Raw genomic sequence first — 21536 nt, forward strand, 5'->3', positions numbered from 1 at the left:
TCAGCGTAAGGTGGCGGACTTATCCCAGGAAACGCTCCGTTGCAGCAGCAACATAATGCGGTCAAGGGCAAAACCAATTAAGCCGATGGTAATAACCGCGACCATAATACGGCCGAGGGAATTTGAGCTGCCGTTCTGGAATTCGTCCCAGACGAATTTTCCAAGTCCGGGGTTTTGTGCCAGCATTTCCGCAGCAATCAGCACCATCCAGGCGATACTCAGCGACAGACGAAGACCGGTAAACATCATCGGAATAGCGGCAGGTAACACAATTTTCCGTACATGAGTCAGCCAGCTTAAACGCAGTACCTGACTGACATTTTTTAAATCCTGAGAAATAGAGGCGACGCCCACGGCGGTATTAATAACGGTTGGCCACAGGCAGCAGAGCATGACGGTAATCATGGAAGTGACAAAAGACTTTGCTACAACCGGGTCATCGCTGACATAGACAGCACTGACCACCATAGTGACCAGTGGCAGCCAGGCCAGAGGTGATACCGGTTTGAAAATCTGAATCACCGGGTTAAATGCCGAGTACAGGTTGGCACTTAAACCAATAACAATACCCAGCGGAATGGCGATCAGTGAGGCAATCAGAAAACCGCTCAGAACCGTAATCAGGCTGGTACCAATCTGATCGACGTAGGTTGGCTTACCGGTATAGTCGCGGATTTTGACGATATAATCCGGGTCCTGTGCCAGACGCCGGGCATTACGTTCATCCTGGCGCTGGTAAAAAGCGGCTGCTTTTTCACGCTCTGTAATATGTTCGCTGATCAGGGTTTTACTCTGGATCAGTACATCGGCAGGTCCGGGGAATTTTCCCAGAGAGGTGTTAATACTTGATGCGGCCGCATGCCAGATCATTAAAAACACCAAAATCCCTGCCAGAGGAATGCCGATGGCTTTGGCAATAATGCTCAGGTTCTGGCTGCGGTTTTCTCCCTGAGCGGCTTTAATCATCGGTTCCAGCCAGCTTATTTTGCTTAATGTTTGGGTCAGGGCAATGCTCATAGGATCTCCTTGACGGATTCAGTTGACTGCACAATTTCGATGAATGTGTGATGGTAGTCCGGCTGTTTTAGTCCGGCTGTTAAAACAGCCGGCTTATTCCCTGTGTTACAGCTTTTGCTCGCCTTTCAGGCCGATAGCAAACTTCTGCAGGTAAGCATTCGGTTGCTGACCGTCATAGGTGATGTTGTCGATAAATTCCGTTTGTGGGGCACGGAAGCCGCTTTCATTGCTGAAGTCAGGGAAGTCTTTGGCATCGGCTTTGCCTTCAGCAATAAGTGCTTTTGCTGCTTCTGCGTAAATGTCAGGGCGATACACTTTTTTCGCGATGTCTTTGTACCAGTCATCCGATTTAGCTTCGGCAATCTGACCCCAGCGGCGCATCTGTGTCAGATACCAGATGGCATCGGAGTAATAAGGGTAGGTGGCGTTGTAGCGGAAAAAGACATTGAAATCCGGTACAGAGCGCTTATCGCCTTTTTCATACTCGAAAGTACCGGTCATGGAGTTAGCAATCACTTTGTAATCGGCGCCTACATACTGTGGCTTGGCCAGAATTTTTACCGCCTCCTCGCGGTTGGCATTATTATTTTCATCAAGCCAGGCGGCAGCACGGATCAGTGCTTTGACCACACGCTTGTGAGTGTTCGGATATTTTTCTGCCCAGGTTTTGCTGACGCCAAATACTTTTTCCGGATTGTTTTTCCAGATTTCGTAGTCGGTAATCACCGGAACACCGATGCCTTTAAAGACGGCCTGCTGGTTCCAGGGTTCGCCTACGCAATAACCATAAATCGTACCGGCTTCCATCGTTGCCGGCATTTGTGGTGGCGGTGTAACCGAAAGCAGGGCATCAGCATTCAGCTGACCGGAGGTGTCACCTTTCGACGGTGCGTAATAACCCGGGTTAATACCGCCAGCCGCCAGCCAGTAGCGTAATTCGTAGTTGTGGGTGGATACCGGAAAAACCATGCCCATATTAAATGGCTTACCCTGGGCTTTGTATTTTTCTATGACTGGTTTCAGGTAATCGGCTTTAATCGGGTGTACGGGTTTCCCTTCAGCATCTTTGGGAATAAAGGGTTTCATTTGCTGCCAGACATCATTGGAAACGGTAATGGCATTGCCGTTTAAATCCATACTGAAGGCGGTAATGATATCGGCTTTGGTGCCAAACCCAATGGTTGCGCCCAATGGCTGGCCCGCCAGCATATGGGCGCCATCCAGCTGGCCATCAATCACGCGGTCGAGTAGTACTTTCCAGTTTGCCTGTGCTTCGAGGGTGACATACAAGCCTTCGTCCTCAAAGAAACCCTTTTCATAGGCAATAGCCAGCGGTGCCATATCGGTTAATTTAATAAAACCGAATTTAAGCTCTTCTTTTTCCGGATAATCATCAGCATGACTGAGTGGTATCGATAATGCCGATAAACCACTGGCCAGACCTGTGGTCAGAATCAATGCACTTTTTATCAGTGTGCGGCGCAGAGTGTTCAGTCCTTGCATGGTCTTCCCCTTTCTTGGCAACAAAAAAAAGGCGCCACAACGGTTGCCCGTTGTAAGCGCCTTTGCTGTTAAAATGTGTCAGTACGGTTACCCGCCATTGGGTATGCACTGAATAAGAAATTCAGAATAAGTATTGCCAGAAGCGTGCCAGAGTTTTCAGACAATGTCCGTCTATGGCGTTTTTAACGCATTTTAATCCGCTAACTTCCTGTTTTTATTTGGGTTGCAATCAACCGTAAGGTTTTTAAAAGCGGTTGTCAGGAATAAAAAAATCCCTGCGTTTTTACGGCAAGGATTTTTTTTGCTCTGCTGAAGAGCAGGTTATGCGTTGGTGCTGCGACTTGGTGCAGTGCACAACCTGATTTAAAGAAGCTCGGTCATGCTTAATAAACCGGCAGCAACATCCACCAGACGGCGGTTCTGATTCATCGCCATACTGCGTAATAACGCATAGGCTTCCTGTTCGCTCATCTGGCGGCGCTGAATCAGTTCACGTTTGGCGCGGTCAATCAGTTTGCGCTCATGCAGTTCTGTACGGGCGGCATCCAGTTCATCATTCAGGCTTTTTAAGCGTTGGCCCTGAGCTTCGATTAATTCGACCACCGGCTTACTGACGTTATGCACCATATCGTCATCGGGACCGCTGAGAGCATGGTCTGACTCATGCCCGGCGGACTGTGAATGGCTGACGTACAGAGCAAACGAAGGAACATCGTCGAACGCTCCGCGTTGCAGGTCATTGCCTTGTTGGTCGGGACTTAATGCCGCTTCGCGTACCGCAAGAATGCGTTGCTGGCTGTGGGAGAGGAGTTGGGTTTCCAACACTTCTTCGACATATTTGATGGCATCCAGCCGTTCAGAACAGCAGATAAACCAGCGCACATCATAATCCGCTGCTGCCAGTGACTGGGGACCGGCGGTCAGGGCCAGACGCCGCAGGCGTTCAAATTCGAGCTGGAATTCACCGCGCTGAACCTGTTCCCAGGCGCTCAGAGCTTCGTCACTGGCATAATCGCTGAAAATATGGAAACAGCGATCCTGCCGGTCGATTAACTGTGTCAGGCGCTGACGCAGGCCGGGGTCAAATTCATGAGCGGAAAATCCGGCAGCCCCACAGGCGCGTTCCTGTCCGGCCAGCTCTTTGCCCTGCATTAAATTAAACATGGCGACGAGAATACGTGCGGTTATTTCATCGGCCGCGTTGCCTGCGGCCTCGAACACCACGGCCAGTAAGCTCTGAATCATTTCGGAATAGGCTTTGATGGCAACGGTGGTATTGAATTTCAGCTGCTCTACATCCTGACGCAGTTGTGGCAGTCGTTCGAGACTGTGCAGGGCATAACCCAGACGGCGGAACCAGCGTGCGGGAAAGGCATGCTGCCCATGCTCTGGCAGTAAGTTGGCCAGGGCTTTATGAAACAGCGCCAGTTGCTCATTGCTGCTGTGCCACTGTTGTTGCAGTTCTTGCTGGCAACGCAGGCCAGCACTGCCAAGAAAGCGGTTGGATAATCCGCGTTCGTACTGCAGCTGATGCAACAGATTGCTGATGGCAATCACCAGTTGGCCGGTACGGGCAAACTGTTCAAGTTCCTGTATTTCCTGTTGCTGACCGAGGTTCAGAAAATAGGCAACGCTGTGAAGATCCTGCACGGAAATGAATCCTTCTTTGCAAATAAATAAGGGCTTTGCTCAGCGTTGGTGCAAGATGAATACCAGATGTGAAATATCGGTTAATAAACGGAAGTGCAGCTGACGGTTGTGCAGCCGCTGATCAGATTAACGGGCCTGGGGACAGGGAAAAGCCTCTGAGCCGGTCAGGGAGCAGGGTTGAGGCAGACTGCTTGCGCTGTAAAGCGGCAGAGCGATATGACATCGCTCTGTTCTGGTGCAAAGCTGCCAGCGGCCAGGGCCTGTTTGATTAGTGTTAACAGGCCCTGGTTCAGCCGCTGGCACAGTCCTGATCGGGCAGGGTATCGATCCAGGCCCGTATTAAAGCCACGGCGTCTTTGTCGGGCACGCTGCGTCCTATCGGCGGCATCCGGTCGGCAGCACCGTTTAATTCCATGCGTAACGGCAGGCTGGAGTCATTACCGCGCCCAGGCCAGATATCAAAGCCTCCGCCACGCCAGCCATGGGCCGAGTTGCAGACACCATGGGTATAGTCAATGGCGGTGCGCCAGTATTCCAGCCGCAGGCCGGAAAGAGCGGCGGCGCCGTTATCGTTGTGGCAGTGAGCGCAGTTAATATCCAGATAGGCTTTGGCACGTTGTTGCAGCGGTGCTGATGTATCGCGCCAGTCCGGTGCATAAGGATGCTCACCGGCCGGCAAGGTAATAAGCCCCAGAGATTGCCAGTGCTTAAGCTGGTTTACCGGCTGGCCATTCACTTCAATAGTCTGATTCAGGTGGCGGATTTTCGGGCCAATGGGCACAAAACTGAGCTGGTCATTGATCTTAACCTGATGGCAGTTCTGGCAGCGCAACAGAGAGGGCGATTCATAGGTCAGATTCAGCATTTCGCCTTTATGGCTGAAACTGACAGGTGTCTGGCTGCCGGCTATCGCCAGGCGGGCATCATTAATGTTGTTATCCCAGACATAAGGAATAAATATCCAGCCACTGCTGCGTTTGACCAGCAGGCGGACTTCCATAATATCTTCTGCACTGTCTGTGGTGCTTTGTGTGGGCATAGCAAAGACTTTAACGATGACACTGCCGGTTGGAAAATCGAGCACATCCTGTTGCTGGTAACCGAGCTGAGTACCTTCCGGCAGAAAGATATAGCGGTATTTACGCGCATGATCGGTAAATAATTCACTGCCCAATTTATAATAAATACCGCCATTGCTGTTTTTAATATCGGAGGGTAATCCTTTAAACAGACCATATTGCGATAATAACGGACAGCGCGTTTGCTGCAGGGCCTGCCAGTTAATTTCGCTGCCGGATTGGTCGCAGAGTGGGTCCGCGGAAAGGGCTGGGGTATTGTTTTCGTCCGCGCTGCCGGCTCCGCAGCCGATCAGCAATAGCATTAAAAAAAGGGCGCAGAAGCGCCCGGTGACATTAATTAATTGCACAATGCCGGGTCCAGACTGTCAATCCAGGCTTTGATCAGTGCAGTACCTTCGGTATGAATAACCGCGCGGCCCAGCGGTGGCATGATCAGGCCGGCCTTGGTGGTATTCATACGGTTATACAGCAGCGACTGGGAAGAATCGCCCGGTACAATAATCCAGGTTGAACCAGCGCTGGCTCCGGAAACCGGTACGGCACAGGCACCATGATGACCTTCGTTGCCGTCCCAGGGGATGTTGTAGTCAGCGCGGAAAGCCGTATTGCTGGCCTGGCCTTCGGTGCGGTGGCAGTGGCCGCAGTTGATATCCATCCAGGATTTAGCGGTTGCTGTCAGTTGTTCCGGCGTACCGCTGTATTCACTGAGGGATTTATAGTCACTGAAATCTGCCGCTTTCTGGATGCTGCTGTTTTCGGCCGGCAATCCGGACAGCATATTGTCGGCGACCCATTTGTTTAACTGATTTTCCGGGCCCTGACCAAAATCATAATCGGAATTCAGATAGCGGGCTTTGGGGCCGATCGGGGCGAAATAAGCCGGTGTCGGATCAATACCGTTAACGGCATCGTGGTCGCCATTAGGATTAAACTGATGGCAGTTGGTACAGGAATTCTGATTTGGTACGCCATAATTAAACGACAGGGTATCTTCACCGTGTTTCAGATTATTAATGGCTACCACCTCACCGGTCTTATCCCAGACGGCTTCGGTTTCTGCCGCGTTCCATACATATGGGCGGGCTACCCAGCCACCTGCTTTTTTGATCAGTAAGCGGGTTTCAATAATTCTTTCCTTTTCTACACCACGATCAGAGGTGTCGGCGGGCATGGTAAAGGTTTTGGTAATGACGGTGCCGACGGGGAATTCAAAAACTTCTTTTTCTGAATAGGTGGCGGTTTGTCCTTCGGGGATAAATACAAAACGATACTTGGATGCGTAGTCGGTAAACAGTGGTGCAGAGAGGCTGTAGGGCAGTCCGCGCGTACTGGCATTCTGCGTCGGGTCGCAAGGGTTATCAAATAACTGATATTCAGCCAGTGTTGCAGCATCGGCCTGCAGTACTTTTTCCCAGTTAACGTTTTTTTCCGATGAGATGCAGGCAGACGATGAACCGGTATTGTCGCTATTGCTGCTGCTTTCGCCGCCACAGGCAGTCAGTAATACAGCGGCTGAAATTACTGCCAGAGAATTGATATATTTCATAAATTTAATCCGCAATACAGACTTGGATAAGCCGGGGGCCTATGGCCCCCGTGGAGATTACAGAGCGCAGGACGGGTTGGTGGAATCGTCAGCGGTGCAACCAAAGGTTTGAGCATTAAAGGTAACGGTAGCGGCCGTTCCTTCGAAGCCTGAAGCACAGCTCATGGTGCCATTCGGGTCTGCCATAATGGCTCCCGCAAGGCTGAGATTACCGCTGAGCTGTTCCAGTTTGGTAAGCGGTGAGCCGTCGACAAAGGTGCCGGCGGTTGCGCTGGTCTCATAGACAGAAGCCGCAAACAGATCCACACCATCAATACCATTAGCAGACTGACACAGGCCGCCATCGGTCGCGTAAGGGGCAAATTTGCTCAGGTCGATTGCCGTGTAATCAGGAGCACCAGGAATATTGGCTTTTACTGCAGCCGCTACCTGATTAATACCGCCGGCAATGGCTTGCATAATGCTTTCACCTTCACCGCCCGGGTTTGGTGTATTGGCCAGCAGTTCACCAACGCCATCATAAAGAATATGAGGCACAGTGGTTTTACCGCCCGCGACATCCGGTAACTGGGTGTGGAAGGCGGTATAGCCGTCGATCAGATCCTGAATCAGCGCGCCTTGTGGGTTATTCAGCTCGGCAGCGAGGCTGATGGTGTTGTTGTGAATATTGATGTTGCGTACGAACGGTGACCAGCCATCCATAAAGACTTCAGCATATGGGTGAATATCACCGTAGCTCATGACTTCACCGCCAACGTCCTGATCCGGAACGGCAGCGACTTTGTCATCTGGCAGCATGTAGGAAGTAATAGCGATAGAGGTTGTCTGGTGGTCTTTGATGGTGTTGTTGTAAATCTCAACGTCGGATGTTGAGAGTACGATCACACCGGTACCTGGTGGCACGATATGAACACCACCGGCAAAGGTGCCGACTTTGGCGAAGTTAGGTGCGTTGTTGGCTTCAACATTGTTGTCGAATACGCGCACGCCGGAACCGTATTTACCGTTGCCGATTGGCAGATCAAAAATCAGGATACCGCCGGTGTTGCCGGTAGCGGTGTTGCCATATACGTCCGCCTCGGTGCTGTTTTCGATTTCGATACCAGCGACGTTTTTCTCGGCAATGTTGTTACGCACAACGATCTTGTCAGACTGACCCACATAAATACCGGCATCGGCAGAGCCTTTTACGTAACAGTCTTCAATCAGCACGTTGCTGGTCTGTACCGGATACAGACCATAGGCACCGTTGGTTGACTGGTAATCGGTCTCCCACACAGTCGCCATACGACGCATGATCACGCCATCGGATTTGGTCACTTTAAGAGCGTTGTTATTCGACTCGTAGATGGCGAAATCTTCAAAAATAAGATTGTTGGTATTGTTGATCAGGAAACCATCGGAAGCGGCGCCGCTGGCGTCGATAATGGTTTTCTCCATGCCAGCGCCACGGAAGGTGAGGTTGGATACCGGAATGTTATCGACCAGACCGTTAAAATCGATGGTGTTGGTGAAGGCATAACGCCCCTGAGGTAATACAAAGGTGTCGCCGGTTTCTGCTCCGGCCAGTGCTTCGATCAGCTCATCCTGAACGGCTTTGTCGCTCAGATCGCTGGCCGAACCGATACAGATAACCCGTGCCCCGGAGGTGCTGCTGTCGGTACAGTTAAATACTTTCTTCAGGCCGCTGCTGCTTTTGTTATCGCTGCCGCCGCAGGCTGTCAGGCCGATGGCGGCAATGGCCATCGCCAGAACCAGCGGCTTATGACCGCGGGAGGTGTGTGCTTTCTGCATGATGAATACCTTTCTCATTGTTTTTATGCGCCCGGATTCCATCCCTGAGCGTTATGTCGGTAGCTTCCCAGCCGTGGCTCATCAAAACGAAAGGCGGCGAAAGGGTAAAAGCAAATCGTGCTGCAAACTCTGGAAGTGGCTGTGCATTTTATGAAAAGCCAGTGTTTATGCAGGCTGCAGGGATGTAACAGACAGCTGAAAACTGACTGTGCAAAAGTTAAAACGCAGGATGTGCACAGTTCTTTATGAGGTGTTTGAGTGTATTTTCAGTGCGTCTTGCGGGCGCTTTTTGGGGTTAGGCTGAGCCTCCTTTTATGCCCTCAATATGGCTGCACAGAAAGCGTGCAGAAAGGGGCTGTTACGCCCCTTGATGGGTCGATGAGACCGTTCTGAGTGGTGGTAAAGAGAGCGGCAGAGCGAGGAGGGCAACGAAGTACGCTGACTGAATAGCCGCCGCGGTGTCATCCGTTGTGCGGTGGCTGGCCGCGATGCTCACGGTAATCAGACGGTGTGCTGTGATGGATTTTACGGAAGGCACGGTTAAACGAACTCATCGTACGGTAGCCAACGTCGAGCGCAATATTGGTAATCGGAGTTTCGGCTTCGTTCAGTAAGCGGTCGGCGGCTTCGCCAATACGCAGCTCGTTAATGTACTCGTTAAAGTTGTTGTAATTCAGCGCCTTGTTGATGGTGGCCCGCAAACGGTATTCCGGAATGCCAAGTTCCTGAGCAAGAATCGCCAGGGTCAGATTCTCGCGCCGGTAAAAACCCTGATTCATCAGTTCCTGCAGCATCTGCAGTTCTTCGCAACTTTGCTGGCTGAGGGCCAGGGTGGTGACTGCCGGTTCATGATCCATATTGTTGTCTGCCGCCGCCGGCGCAGGCTGTGGCAGCAAACGCCACAACTCAGAACGCCCCTGCATCAGCAGCCAAGCCAGAATCAGCATGGAAACATCCAGGGCCAGATAGCGTGAGGTGTTGTCGCCGATGCGCATATTGAACGAAAAAATACCCCAGCCAACAGCCAGCCCCATGGCCAGCATCACACCGCCACGCAGGCGCCGGCGGGCTTCCACCAGGTCGTTATTCCAGTTACTGATCACTTCCCACAGTCCGGCCAGAATCAGCAGATACTCCAGCCACTGCGGAATGCCTTTCAGCAGCAGGTGCAGGCCATCCGGGGTTCCGGTCAGCAAATACAGCAACGGACCTAAGAAACTGTAAAAGGCCAGACCCCAGAGAAGACGGCGCGGTTCATCGGGGGCGACAAAGGTCAGGCGGCAGCACATCCAGAACAGGGCGGGTGAGGCACTCTGTACAACAAAGGAGTAGCCGTGCCAGGCCTGAGGCAACCAGGGGTGAAACAGATGCACATTGGCGGCAACCAGCAGCAGGATAAACAGCCGGGCGGTCAGGGTGTGAAAAAAATCCCGGGCAATAATCGCCGCCAGTATCAGACTCAATCCGGCTCCGAAAGCCGCAAAAAACAACAGAGGATCAAAGGGTGGCATAGGCTGGCTCGTACGTTCTTCTTATTTTGAGCGCTATTTGCGCAGCTCCCGATACTCGGCCAGTGCGCGCGAAAAGACAAGGTGATGGTGCGGATAAAATGCCGGGAAGGTAAAAAATGGCCTGTAAATCACAGATTAATCCTCATAAATGCAAGGGGAATAAAAGCGTAAAATGATCGCGAAAGGCAGGGAATATTTTGCCTTTCACCTTTTGTCGGCCCGCGTAATTTGGGACAATAGCGGCCGTTTTTTCCCGGTCCGGACTTATGACTCAGCCAGCGCAACACCTGTTTTCTTACTACCCCTACTGGGCCGAATGTTTCGGCACGGCTCCTTTCCTGCCGATGTCCCGTGAAGAGATGGACGTGCTGGGCTGGGACAGCTGTGATGTGATCCTGGTAACCGGTGATGCTTACGTTGATCATCCGAGCTTCGGCATGGCGGTATTGGGTCGTCTGCTGGAGGCTCAGGGCTTCCGCGTCGGCATCATTGCCCAGCCGGACTGGAACAACCCCGAAGAGTTTAAAAAGCTGGGTAAGCCTAATCTGTATTTTGGCGTCACCGCCGGCAATATGGATTCGCTGATTAATAAATACACCGCCGACCTGAAAGTCCGCAGCGACGATGCCTACACACCGCACGGCGAGCCGGGCAAGCGTCCGGACCGCGCGGTGATTGTGTATTCGCAGAAATGCCGTCAGGTGTACAAAGACGTGCCTATCGTGATTGGTGGTATCGAGGCCAGCCTGCGCCGTATTGCCCAGTACGACTACTGGAGTAACCAGATCCGCCGCTCGGTATTAATCGATTCCGGTGCCGATATTCTGTTGTACGGTAACGCTGAGCGCGCGCTGGTGGAGCTGACCCACGCCCTGGCGGAAGGCAAAACCCTGGACGATCTGCAGGATCTGCGCGGCACAGCGGTGGTGCGCGATGCTACACCGGCAGGCTGGAGCGAAGTCGACTCCACCCGCATCGACTGGCCGGGTCATATTGACCAGATTCCTAATCCGTATGAAATGAAAGATACGGAAACAATGAGCTGCAGCACGAACGGCAGCAGCGGTGATGCGGCCGACGGGGCCGATGATGTGATGCCGGTAAAAATCGTGCCGATGCCACTGCAGCGTAAAGCCGGTCTTGATCCGGATAAAACCTGTATCCGTTTACCATCCTTTGAAAAAGTCCGCAACGACAGTGCCCTGTATGCCCATGCTTCACGGGTTCTGCATCAGGAAGCCAACCCTTATAACGCGCGGCCATTAATTCAGAAACACGGTCATCAGGAAGTGTGGATTAACCCACCGCCGATTCCGCTGGAAACCGATGAAATGGACTCGGTATTCGGCTTTGCCTATCAGCGTGTGCCGCACCCGAGTTACGGCGATGCGAAAATTCCGGCCTACGAAATGATCCGTTTCTCGGTCAACATTATGCGCGGTTGTTTTGGCGGCTGTACCTTCTGTTCGATTACCGAACACGAAGGACGGATTATTCAGAACCGCTCACAGGAATCTATCCTGCACGAGCTGGAAGAAATCCGCGATAAAGTACCGGGCTTTACCGGCACCATTTCGGACCTGGGTGGCCCGACCGCCAATATGTACCGCCTGCACTGTAAGAGTGAAACCATTCTGAAAAGCTGCCGGCGTTTGTCCTGCGTGTTTCCGGGCATCTGTAAAAATCTGGAAACCAGCCACGAACACACAACAGCGCTGTACCGTGCGGCGCGTAAAATCCCCGGCATTAAACGCATCGCCATTGCCTCCGGCTTGCGTTACGACCTTGCTGTGCGTGATCCGGAATACGTACGTGAACTGGTTACCCATCATGTGGGCGGCTTGCTGAAAATTGCGCCGGAGCACACCGAAGAAAACGTGCTGAATAAAATGATGAAGCCGGGTATGGGCACCTACGATGCCTTTAAGAAAATGTTCGACCGTTTCTCAAAAGAGGCGGGTAAAGAACAATATCTGGTGCCGTATTTTATTGCTGCCCACCCGGGTTCAGAAAATAAAGACATGATGAATCTGGCACTGTGGCTGAAGCGCCAGAAAATGCGCGTGGATCAGGTGCAGACCTTCTATCCGTCGCCGATGTCGCTGGCAACTGCCATGTACCATTCCGAACGCGATCCGCTGCACCGTATGAGTTATAAATCGGACAAGATTTATATTCCGCGCGATCTGAATCAGCGTCGCCTGCAGAAAGCCTTCCTGCGTTATCACGATCCGAAAAACTGGCCGTTATTGCGTCAGGCCCTGAAGGATATGGGGCGCACTGATCTGATCGGCAGTGGTCCTAAAGCACTGATTCCGGCAGAGGAGGAGGCGGTATTGCGTAATACTCCGCGTCCGGGTTTTGCCAAAAACAGTAAAGCCGGTGTGCGTAATAAGCGGCCTGTGCGTAAATCACGGTAATACTGGTTTGCCCCTGCTGCTGCGGGGGCCGATTGCGCTGGCGTGGTTTGAGCGGCTGGAGCCTGCACGTATCGGTTTGAGCTGAATGGCAAAAGGCGGTACGGTGACCTGAAACTCTGTCGGGATGACCCTATGGCTGAGCACTCCCCGGTTCCGGATACCGCATGGCTTATATCGCTGGTTGAAAAAATACTCGATAACGCCATTTCGCCGTATTTATTGCGTGCAGAAGTCAGTGAGTTAGCTGCTGCTCTCAAATCGTTGGGACACGAACATCCTGAGGGCCTGTCAGGCGCTGCTGCTAAAGGAACGTTAACCGCAAACGGCCTGGCACTGGCACCGGATATGGCGGCAACCTGCGCTGATGATGCTGTCCGGACAATTATGTTCCTGCGTGGCACGCGGGCGGCTATTGCTGATCAATATGCGCAGGGTTCAGGTGGTCCGGTACGGATTTTATATGCGGGCTGTGGGCCATATGCCATTCTGGCTGTGCCTCTGATGCTGGTTCTTAGCGCTGAAGAAGCATCTTTTACACTTATCGATATTCATCCGGAATCGGTCGCTTCTGCAGAACGTATCATTACTGCCCTGAATCTTGCGGATACGGTTTTCGATATGAAGGCTGTGGACGCTACCGGGTATCTGGCAGACCCGGATTTTCTTGCGGATATTATTCTGACGGAGGTGATGCAGGCGTGTCTGCAGACCGAGCCTCAGGTTGCGGTTGTCCGCCACCTGTTATCGCAGTCACCGTCTGCACTTGTTATTCCGCAGGAAATCCGTGTCGATCTTGTGTTTGCTGATCCGGAGGTTGAGTTTTCTGCAACGCGAAGGGCGGTTGCAGGCCAGAGTGCGCAGGACGGGCGTGTTTATGCCGGTTCTGTGTTTATTCTGAATAATGAGGCTGTTTTCTCATGGAAGAATGTCAGCGGCAGTTATTTGCCTGGTTTATCGGTAGAGGTTAATCATCTTCCTGATGACCGTTATCAGCCAATGTTGTTTACCGATATTTGTGTGTATCAACAATACCGCATTGGTGCTTATGAATCCGGCCTGACCTTTCCGCGAATGCTGGAATCAGCTGAGAAAATATCCTCCGGAGCGCAGCTGCATTTTCAATACCGGCTGGGAGATAATCCGGGCGTTTTTATTGCAGCGGTCCGGTAGCCGAATACACTATCAAATACCGTTTTTTCCGTTTCTCTCATCGTCACAATAGAAAAAGAAGGCCAGCGGCCTTCTTTTTCTATTATGTGTCTGAATATTGCGAAGATTATTTTACTTCAGTAATAAAACCATCGTGACTGCGGCGCACCTTCTGCAGATTCACCAGCCAGTCGCCTTCTTCAGCGCGATAGCCTAATGGCAGCAGAATAACCGAGCGTAAGCCTTTTTCTTTCAGGCCCAGAATCTCATCCACTTTCTCCGGGGTGAAGCCTTCCATTGGTGTGCTGTCTACCCGTACTTCGGCGGCGGCAATCAATGCCGATCCCAGGCCGATATAGGCCTGACGGGCAGCATGCTGGTAGTTGGTTTCAGCATCGCGCTGCGGGTAAATACTCAGCAGCATTGCGCGGTAGTTTTCCCAGCCTTCGTTTTTAAAACCACGGATTTCGTTGGTCAGATCGAACATATGGTTAATGCGTTCTGCGGTGTAATTATCCCAGGCGGCAAACACCAGCAGGTGAGAACAATCGGTAATCTGATCCTGATTCCAGGCATGAGGTTTGATTTGTTCACGTATTTCTTTGTTGGTAATAACCAGCACTTCATAGGGTTGCAGGCCGCTGGAGGTTGCCGTCAGGCGGATCGCTTCGAGAATGGTATCGAGCCTTTCCTGTTCAACAGTACGGCTTGGATCGAATTTTTTGGTGGCATAACGCCATTGCAGATTACTGATTACATCAGACATAAAAAACTTCCACAGAAACAGTGATACGAAGCCGGAGTGGCTGTTTTGGGCAGGTACAGCATCAGGCTGTTGGCGCAAGTATACGCTTGTCAGCGAGGGGCTTTGAGCAGTGGTGGCGGGTAACACTATTGCGCTGATCCGGTTAATCCCCGGTGCCTGCAGGGCTACTGATTCTGCGCTGCAGGCCCGGTCAATACGACCACTTCAAACCTAACCCTGTTACCGGACTTTTCCTCCCCAGTATCCGGCTCAGGGTGGTGATATGGACATTTCTGGCCGTATTTTGAGTTGACTCAGTTGTAAGTCGTAATGATAATGCGTCGCAATAACTATTTGAGTCAAAGTCTGCAGGTTCTGGGGAGGACTGATGAAAACGCAACGATTAAACCGTCTGGCGTTGAGTATTGCGCTATTGAATGTGGCCTCTGTGGCATTGGCAGAAACCACAGCGGGCCAAGAGACGGGAGCGCTGGTTGCCGATGCGAACAATGCGCCGGAACAGAGTGAGGTACGCCTCGATAAAACCGTCGTTCGTGCGGAGTTGACCAACTTTGGCGCGACTAAATCCAGTGTGCCTATTGTTGAAACCGCACGTTCTGTCTCGGTAGAAACCAGCGAACAATTTGAAGAAAAAGGCGCGCTGAATCTTTCTCAGGCTACCTCCTATATGGCTGGTGTGACCGCCGAAACCTATGGTTTTGCCACCCGTGGGGATGCTATTCACGCCCGTGGTCTGAGCCTGCCACGTTACCGCGATTCTATTCAGGAATTATTCGGCAGCTACAACACCACCCGTGCCGAAGTGTATACGCTGGAACAGGTCGAAGTGCTGAAAGGCCCGGTGTCGGTACTCTATGGGCAGGGCACGCCCGGCGGTATTGTTAACTATGTGTCGAAAACGCCGAAGGCGGACGCCGCGACCGAAATTGTTGCCGAGCTGGGCAACAATAACCGCAAGCAGCTGGCCGTCGACTCAACCGGTAAACTGGGCAGTGACAAATGGCTGTACCGTATGGTGGCGCTGAAGCGCGACAGCGACACTCAGGTGGATTATGTCGAAGATAATACGCTGGTGCTGATGCCTTCGGTCAGCTATGTGCCATCGGCAACCAGTCGCTACACGTTAATCGCTATGCATCAGAACACCGACAGCGACACCGGTGCGCAGTTTGTGCCGGTGGAAGGAACCTTAAAACCGTTAAAAGACGGTACCTACCTCGATCAGGATGTGTATACCGGTGAGCCGGGCTGGAATAAATACGATACCCGCTCTAACCAGTTAACCGCTCTGGTTGAACAGCAGCTGACAACCAATTTAGCACTGGAAGCCACTGCGTTATGGCGTGAAGGCAGTGCCGATTATAATCAGGCCTGGCCGGTTTTTACCGGTGCCGGCAACAGCCGTTATCTGAATGATGTTCTTGGCACCAATGCCTTTACCGACACCACCGTGGCGCGGACTTTTTATAAAGCCGATAACGAATTTCAGCTTTATGCGCTGGATGTTCGTCTGTTAGCCGATTTTGATACCGGAGCGTTGCGTCATCAGATTCTGGTTGGTGCACAAAAACAAAGTGTAACCACGGATAATGACACTGCACGTTCCGCCGATGGTGGTGCGTCATCCGGTAATTTTGATTACGTACTGGATCTGAAAAACCCGAAATATACCGGTGCGCCGGATGATTCTATGTTTACCTACACCGATAATCCGGAACAGAAAATCGACAGTATCGGTTTGTATGTGTCCGATCAGATCAGTTATGACAACTGGCGTTTTACCGCTGGCCTGCGCTATGACGAAGTCGATAATGACACCGGCAGTGCCAAACAATCAGACGATGCGCTTTCAGCCAGTGCCGGTGTGTTGTATGCCTTTGATAATGGTCTGGCACCTTACATCAGTTATTCCGAATCCTTCGAAACCGTGGTCGGTATTGATGCCAACGGTAAGCAGCTGGAACCACGCGAAGCAACCCAATATGAAGCGGGTCTGAAATTTGAACCTAATGGTTTCCCCGGATTATTTACGTTGTCGTATTTCGATATCGAAATTACCAATCTGCCAAACCCGAATGGCGTGCCGGGCACCAGCTCGCAGCAGCAGGGCGTAGCAAAAATTGACGGTGTTGAACTGGAAGGTAAGGCCAACGTCGGTGATTTTTATATTCAGGGTGCGCTGAGCACACTGAATACAGAAGATCAGAATGGCTACCAGTATGCGGCTGAGCCGGATAGTAATGCTTCGCTCTGGGTGACCTGGAAACCGGCCGGAAAATTCCGCATGGGTGGCGGTGTGCGTTATGTCGGAGAAAGCGTGTCTGAAACGGCAACGGTTAAATACGTTACGCCGGATTACACCCTGGTCGACATGATGCTGGGCTACGAAGCAACCGAGCAGCTGGACCTGGCGCTGAACGTACGCAATCTGGGCGATGAGGAATACCTCACTTCCTGTCTGGCACGTGGCGATTGTTTCCCGGGTGTGCGCCGTACCGTTAATGCCCGTGTTACTTACAACTTCTGATTATCGGGGCCTGCTGCCTGCGCATTAAGCAGGCATCAGGCCCTTACGGATATTTATCATGATGTTATTTCTGATGGCAGCTGTCCCTTCGTTATGCGGGGTTGGTTGTCTTTTTTATTCGTGGAAATCAGCACGGGGGCAGGGACGCAGTCTGGTTATTTATGGCTGGCTGTTACTGTTGTTGTCTTTGCTGAGCTGGATACAGCTGGCGGGGGCCGAATACGGCGTTGTGTTTGCGTTGTTATTTCCCGCTTTTTTGGCCTGGCTGATGATTGTTTTTCAGCGCCGTAAAGGCCGTCGTAAAACGTCAGCGCCACGGACTGTTCAACCCATGCTTGCGCCATCCTGGCAGGGCATTGGGCGGAATATTGCGCGCTTTCTCTGGTTATTTGCCGGCCTGGGTGTGGCCATGCTGCTGGTGAGTGTGGCACTGGTCATGCAATTTCCCTTTGCCGCCAATCTGAATCTGGCATCAGCATTGTTGTTATTTCCTCTTCTGTGGGCCGCCTCGGTGTGCTGGTTTCTGAGCAGTCGCAAACCCTGGAAAGTCTCGTTACTGAGTACCGTAGCGGCACTGGTGTCATCCTTATGGTTATTGGTTTGATGGTGTTATGAAATATTCCAGACAATTAGTTAAATCCAGCCTCAGCGCACACAGCTGGCTGGGTATTGGCATGGCAGCGGTGCTGTATCTTATTATTCTGAGCGGTACGCTGGTGGTGTTTCATACGCATATCGAACGCTGGGAACAACCGCTGGCAGCAGAATTCCATGAGTTTGATGCGGCCGCTGTTGAAAGCGCATTTAATGAATATCTGACCACGCCCGACAATCTGACGCCGCACATGTATCTGGTCTTTCCGTCAGACGCGATGCCACGGATTAAATTCGCCAACGAACAGCAGGGCGAATACCGCAACGCCGATGGCAGTGCCGGAGTGCCGGCCTATGACGATTGGGCACACCAACTCAGCGACCTGCATTATTACCTGCACCTGCCGAAAAACATCGGCATAATTCTGGTGAGTGCGATGGGGGTTATTCTGCTGGCGCTGATCATCAGCGGTTTGCTGGCGCATCCATCTATTATCAAAGATGCCTTTGCCTGGCGCTCCGGTTCTGAACGTATTCATTTTACCGATCTGCATAACCGTCTGAGCGTCTGGGGTTTGCCATTTCATCTGATGATGGCCTTTACCGGTGCGTATTTTGGCCTGGCCGGGCTGATTATTCTGATTGCTGCTGAAGCCTTTCATGATGGCGACCGGGAAGCGGTAACGCGGCAGTTTTTCAGTGGCGACCCGGTGGTAGAAGCACAGCCATTACAGGTGGATATTCAGCAGCCGCTGCAGTATCTGAATGCCAACGTGCCCGATGGTCAGTTATTGTTTATGACCATCCACGAAGCCGACAGCGAACAACGCTTTCAGGAATATTATGTACAGCAACCGGGGCGGCTGATTTATTCCGAAAACTACCGCTTCGATATGCAGGGCAACTTCCTCAACCGCGCAGGCTATTCCGACGGTGATCTGGCCAAACAGATTGTGTATTCCATTTATCGCCTGCATTTCGGCAATTTTGCCGGTATGGGCAGCAAGCTGCTTTATTTTGTAATGGGGCTGGCCCTCACAGTTGTCTGCGTCAGCGGTATTAATATCTGGCTGAACCGGCGCAAACACGAAGACCTGCTCAACCGCTTATGGGTGGCGGTGGTGTGGGGCGCACCGCTGGCCATTACCGTATCCGCCATCAACGGCGTGTTAGCGCGCTGGCCATCGGTAATACCCTTCTGGGGCGTGCTGCTGGCAGCGCTGGTGCTTGCGATAATTGTTCAGCCAGCCGCCCGGTTCCGGCGCCAGATGCAGCTTGCCGGAATACTGACCGTATTCGTGCTGTTGGCAGGCTACACCATTCAATTCGGGCTGGCAGCCGCCTTTGGCGCCGGATTACTGCTGACCTGCGGCCTGTTGGTATGGGCGCTGGTGCTCGGTATTTTTGTAATCCGAAGCTCAGGGGCTGGGGTTGGAAAAACCGGGTAAGCGCAGGGGAGGGGCGGAGAGGAGAGGGAGGAGAGAAAATTGGTATCGGACACCTTGTCAGTTTGACTTTGGTGTCCGTTAAAGCGGGGGAATATTACAACTTGACCAGCTATTATTAATACCCAATAACCCACTCAATATCCGGCATGGAATAAAATCGTTCAGCTATTCTTTCTTCGAGCGCTCTTCTATGTGCGGCGCCTACAAGAAAGACAGCATTTATAGTTTCGCAGTCCTCGCAATAAGAGAAAATATTATCAATCATGCCCTGCTCACGTTCTGAATTTACGGATCGCCACTTACGGTATATCCTCTTAATTTCTGAATCGCCGAGCATGCTGACAATTTTAGCCTCATGATCCTCTAGTTCACTCTGAGCCATTATGTATTTATTACTGTTCAGATATTCAAGACCATTGGATCTTATCAAGCCCGCAACTTCCATTTGCATATTAATGCTAACGTTTGAGCTGTTCGCATCTAGAAAATCAAATAACGTATTATACAAATGGAGATCGTCTGGTTTAGGAGTGATATTGTCAATTGGGACGAGTTTTGGATGAGCCTTCTCCAAGTGCATTGCAATCGCTCTATTTTCAAGTCCAGATAAAGATGTGTAGCTTTCAATTTCCTTTTCTGGAAACTCTAAGAACACTACTTCTGGATTCAATCGCTCGAGTACCTCAAGCAGAGCCTGAGCGTTTGCAGCTCCATTATCTTTGTGGACTGTAAATATCACGGTGATATTCTTCATCTGGTATACCTGAATTTCAGTTCTAAACACTCCGAGATCAGGTGGAGTGAAACATATGACGCTTCAAGAAATTGCTTCTTTCCGTAGAGGTATTTCTTATTCATATGCTTTGCCTTGTTAACTTTTTACAGGCCACTGAGTCCAACCTCTATTTCATTTACGATAGCGGACAGTGAGCGGCCTTTCGGTTGATTGGCAAGCTCAAATGCAGCCTCCATTGGTGCAAGCAAGGCATTTAGATTATTGAATGAAGAGAACCCCCCAATAACATAGTGCCCATAGAAACGAGAGCTCGGAGCCTCGCAAACACTCCAGCAGCCACCATGTTTCTCAATAAATAGCTCTCCAATGAAATAGCCAATTCGAACAATAATCCAGTTCTTAGCATCCTCTGAGATGTCTTGTTCGGATAGCCAGCTGCTGATTGGCTCAAGAAAGGCGGCTGGATTGATTAGAATTTCATGTGCATTCTTAAAGCCTAACTTTTCTGAAAAATCGTGAAGTACAGGCATTCTTTCCTTGCGGAATGAATCGAATCTCTCTTTTTGCATTTCGATATCTATCGGCATTCTCGATTTCTGTTCGCAAGTTAACGCCAAAGCAGCGGCGCGCGTAGCGCGTCCAGCCCGCAGGGCGATGCAGCCTTTGTTTGTGAACTGCTCACCGCAGACGATATTTCATTGTTATACCCCAGCGCCCACCCTGAGTACCGCCAAAGTGAGCATCACCCACATTAAAAAGCTTGGGGTACTGGAGTAAATCACCATTTTCAGCTGCCTCAGCATATAAATAAAGAGTGAAGACATACATTGCAGCTATGGAATTAAGGCAATTCTTTAAATTTGCCCTCTCAAAGTGTTCATGTCTGTGATGTTTAACCTTGTTGTGATCTTGCCACCAGAAAGGAGGGTGAGCTTCAGCCTAATCTTCCAAAGGGTGCAGTGTAAGACCGTGCTTTGGCATTAGAACTTCAAAGTCGATAATTTCGGGATAAGCATCGGTAACCTCTTGGAAATACTGATTTATTGAAGCTGCCGTTGAGTCGTGATTGAGAGATTTACAAATTTGCTTTAATACAACATCCACTTCAGAGCATGCAGAAAGAAAAAGCCTTGCGATTTCTATTGAGAATGCCTCGTCGTTTCTTGAAAAATCAACGTACCTAGATAATTTTTCTAGATCATCCTCTATAGCCAGAAAATAATTCCAATGAATTGGTGTTTCTACTCTTTGTATCCCCATGGAACCTAATATCCTTGGCAGTTAACAGCATATTCATAGGCATGCTCACTCACACACCTCTGTCCTTGTTGAAGGACCGAGTCTAACCCACTGTCACCGCTGCGAAAAGTGCTGATAATGATATCGCTATCAGGCTATAAACGCGCACACTATCACTCCGTCGTCGTTTTACACGTTGCGCACAATCTCGTTGAGTGATCCGTTAACCCATTGATTTTGCGGGGCCGATTCTTCTCTGTTGGCAGACAATCTGCACATCGTCATTTTGGCACCGGAGCGTAAATGCGCACGATTCCAGTCGCTTATCTTAATAATCTGGTTGTATATGGCTCTTCACCGAATGTAGTGGACTGATGTTGTTTTTATTACTGCTTCGGTCTGTGCCGATTATTCATTCGCTTTCTCTCGGACCTTTATTTCTTCAGGCATCTCTTCAGACTGCCATCTCTTCAGACCGCCATCTCTTCAGGTAGGGTTTGTGGGCCTTCTGCGGCTCAATACCTCCCGGTCAGCTACACTATTTTCATATATTGCGG

General features: G+C 51.1%; 16 protein-coding genes. 5 read left to right on the forward strand and 11 right to left on the reverse strand.

Features of this window, described 5'->3' with window-relative positions; genetic code table 11:
- The 7 genes from MT343_RS08420 to MT343_RS08450 form a co-directional block, all read right to left on the reverse strand.
- Positions 1–1017 carry an ABC transporter permease gene (locus MT343_RS08420; RefSeq protein WP_145468947.1) on the reverse strand — a complete coding sequence of 339 codons (1017 nt, stop codon included), beginning with the start codon at positions 1015–1017 and terminating at the stop codon, positions 1–3.
- Between the two features lie 105 nt (positions 1018–1122).
- Entirely contained in the window at positions 1123–2520 is a 1398-nt protein-coding gene (locus MT343_RS08425; protein ID WP_145468946.1) for a CmpA/NrtA family ABC transporter substrate-binding protein, read from the reverse strand.
- A gap of 363 nt (positions 2521–2883) precedes the next feature.
- Entirely contained in the window at positions 2884–4170 is a 1287-nt protein-coding gene (locus MT343_RS08430) for a nitrate regulatory protein (RefSeq protein ID WP_145468945.1), read from the reverse strand.
- Positions 4171–4459: 289 nt separating this feature from the next.
- A complete protein-coding gene (locus MT343_RS08435; RefSeq protein WP_145468944.1) occupies positions 4460–5596 on the reverse strand; it encodes a hypothetical protein in 1137 nt (378 codons plus the stop codon).
- On the reverse strand, positions 5587–6795 hold the full coding sequence (locus tag MT343_RS08440) for an SO2930 family diheme c-type cytochrome (protein ID WP_145468943.1): 1209 nt from the start codon (positions 6793–6795) through the stop codon (positions 5587–5589). Before MT343_RS08440 ends, MT343_RS08435 begins: the two co-directional genes overlap by 10 nt.
- 57 nt (positions 6796–6852) lie before the next feature.
- A complete protein-coding gene (locus tag MT343_RS08445; RefSeq protein WP_186435895.1) occupies positions 6853–8589 on the reverse strand; it encodes a parallel beta-helix domain-containing protein in 1737 nt (578 codons plus the stop codon).
- Positions 8590–9050: 461 nt separating this feature from the next.
- On the reverse strand, positions 9051–10100 hold the full coding sequence (locus MT343_RS08450; protein WP_145468941.1) for an AraC family transcriptional regulator: 1050 nt from the start codon (positions 10098–10100) through the stop codon (positions 9051–9053).
- A 266-nt stretch (positions 10101–10366) separates the two neighbouring features.
- Between MT343_RS08450 and MT343_RS08455 the strand changes: the two genes are divergently transcribed.
- Positions 10367–12520, forward strand: a complete 2154-nt coding sequence (locus MT343_RS08455) for a YgiQ family radical SAM protein (RefSeq protein ID WP_145468940.1) — start codon at positions 10367–10369, stop codon at positions 12518–12520.
- 132 nt (positions 12521–12652) lie between these two features.
- Positions 12653–13690: a hypothetical protein gene (locus MT343_RS08460; protein ID WP_145468939.1), complete on the forward strand. Its 1038-nt coding sequence runs from the start codon at positions 12653–12655 to the stop codon at positions 13688–13690.
- Between the two features lie 106 nt (positions 13691–13796).
- Here MT343_RS08460 and MT343_RS08465 read toward each other — a convergent pair whose 3' ends face one another.
- Complete coding sequence (locus MT343_RS08465) at positions 13797–14435, reverse strand: NAD(P)H-dependent oxidoreductase (RefSeq protein WP_145468938.1); 639 nt, start codon at positions 14433–14435, stop codon at positions 13797–13799.
- A 367-nt stretch (positions 14436–14802) separates the two neighbouring features.
- Between MT343_RS08465 and MT343_RS08470 the strand changes: the two genes are divergently transcribed.
- From MT343_RS08470 to MT343_RS08480, 3 genes are read left to right on the forward strand one after another with little or no spacing between them, the layout of a single operon-like run.
- Entirely contained in the window at positions 14803–16962 is a 2160-nt protein-coding gene (locus MT343_RS08470; RefSeq protein WP_145468937.1) for a TonB-dependent siderophore receptor, read from the forward strand.
- Positions 16963–17020: 58 nt separating this feature from the next.
- Complete coding sequence (locus MT343_RS08475) at positions 17021–17566, forward strand: hypothetical protein (RefSeq protein WP_145468936.1); 546 nt, start codon at positions 17021–17023, stop codon at positions 17564–17566.
- A gap of 7 nt (positions 17567–17573) precedes the next feature.
- Positions 17574–19004, forward strand: a complete 1431-nt coding sequence (locus MT343_RS08480; RefSeq protein WP_145468935.1) for a PepSY-associated TM helix domain-containing protein — start codon at positions 17574–17576, stop codon at positions 19002–19004.
- Between the two features lie 115 nt (positions 19005–19119).
- On the opposite strand, the gene MT343_RS08485 is transcribed toward MT343_RS08480, so the two are convergent.
- From MT343_RS08485 to MT343_RS08495, 3 genes are all read right to left on the reverse strand, one after another.
- The gene (locus MT343_RS08485; protein WP_145468934.1) at positions 19120–19758 is read right to left on the reverse strand and encodes a hypothetical protein; all 639 of its coding nucleotides are present in this window, start codon (positions 19756–19758) and stop codon (positions 19120–19122) included.
- A gap of 125 nt (positions 19759–19883) precedes the next feature.
- Positions 19884–20327: a hypothetical protein gene (locus MT343_RS08490; protein ID WP_145468933.1), complete on the reverse strand. Its 444-nt coding sequence runs from the start codon at positions 20325–20327 to the stop codon at positions 19884–19886.
- 352 nt (positions 20328–20679) lie between these two features.
- Complete coding sequence (locus MT343_RS08495; protein WP_145468932.1) at positions 20680–21000, reverse strand: hypothetical protein; 321 nt, start codon at positions 20998–21000, stop codon at positions 20680–20682.
- Positions 21001–21536 lie beyond the last annotated feature (536 nt).

The organism is Venatorbacter sp. C2-1, assembly GCF_022832715.1.
Taxonomy (GTDB): domain Bacteria; phylum Pseudomonadota; class Gammaproteobacteria; order Pseudomonadales; family Oceanobacteraceae; genus Venatoribacter; species Venatoribacter alkanivorans.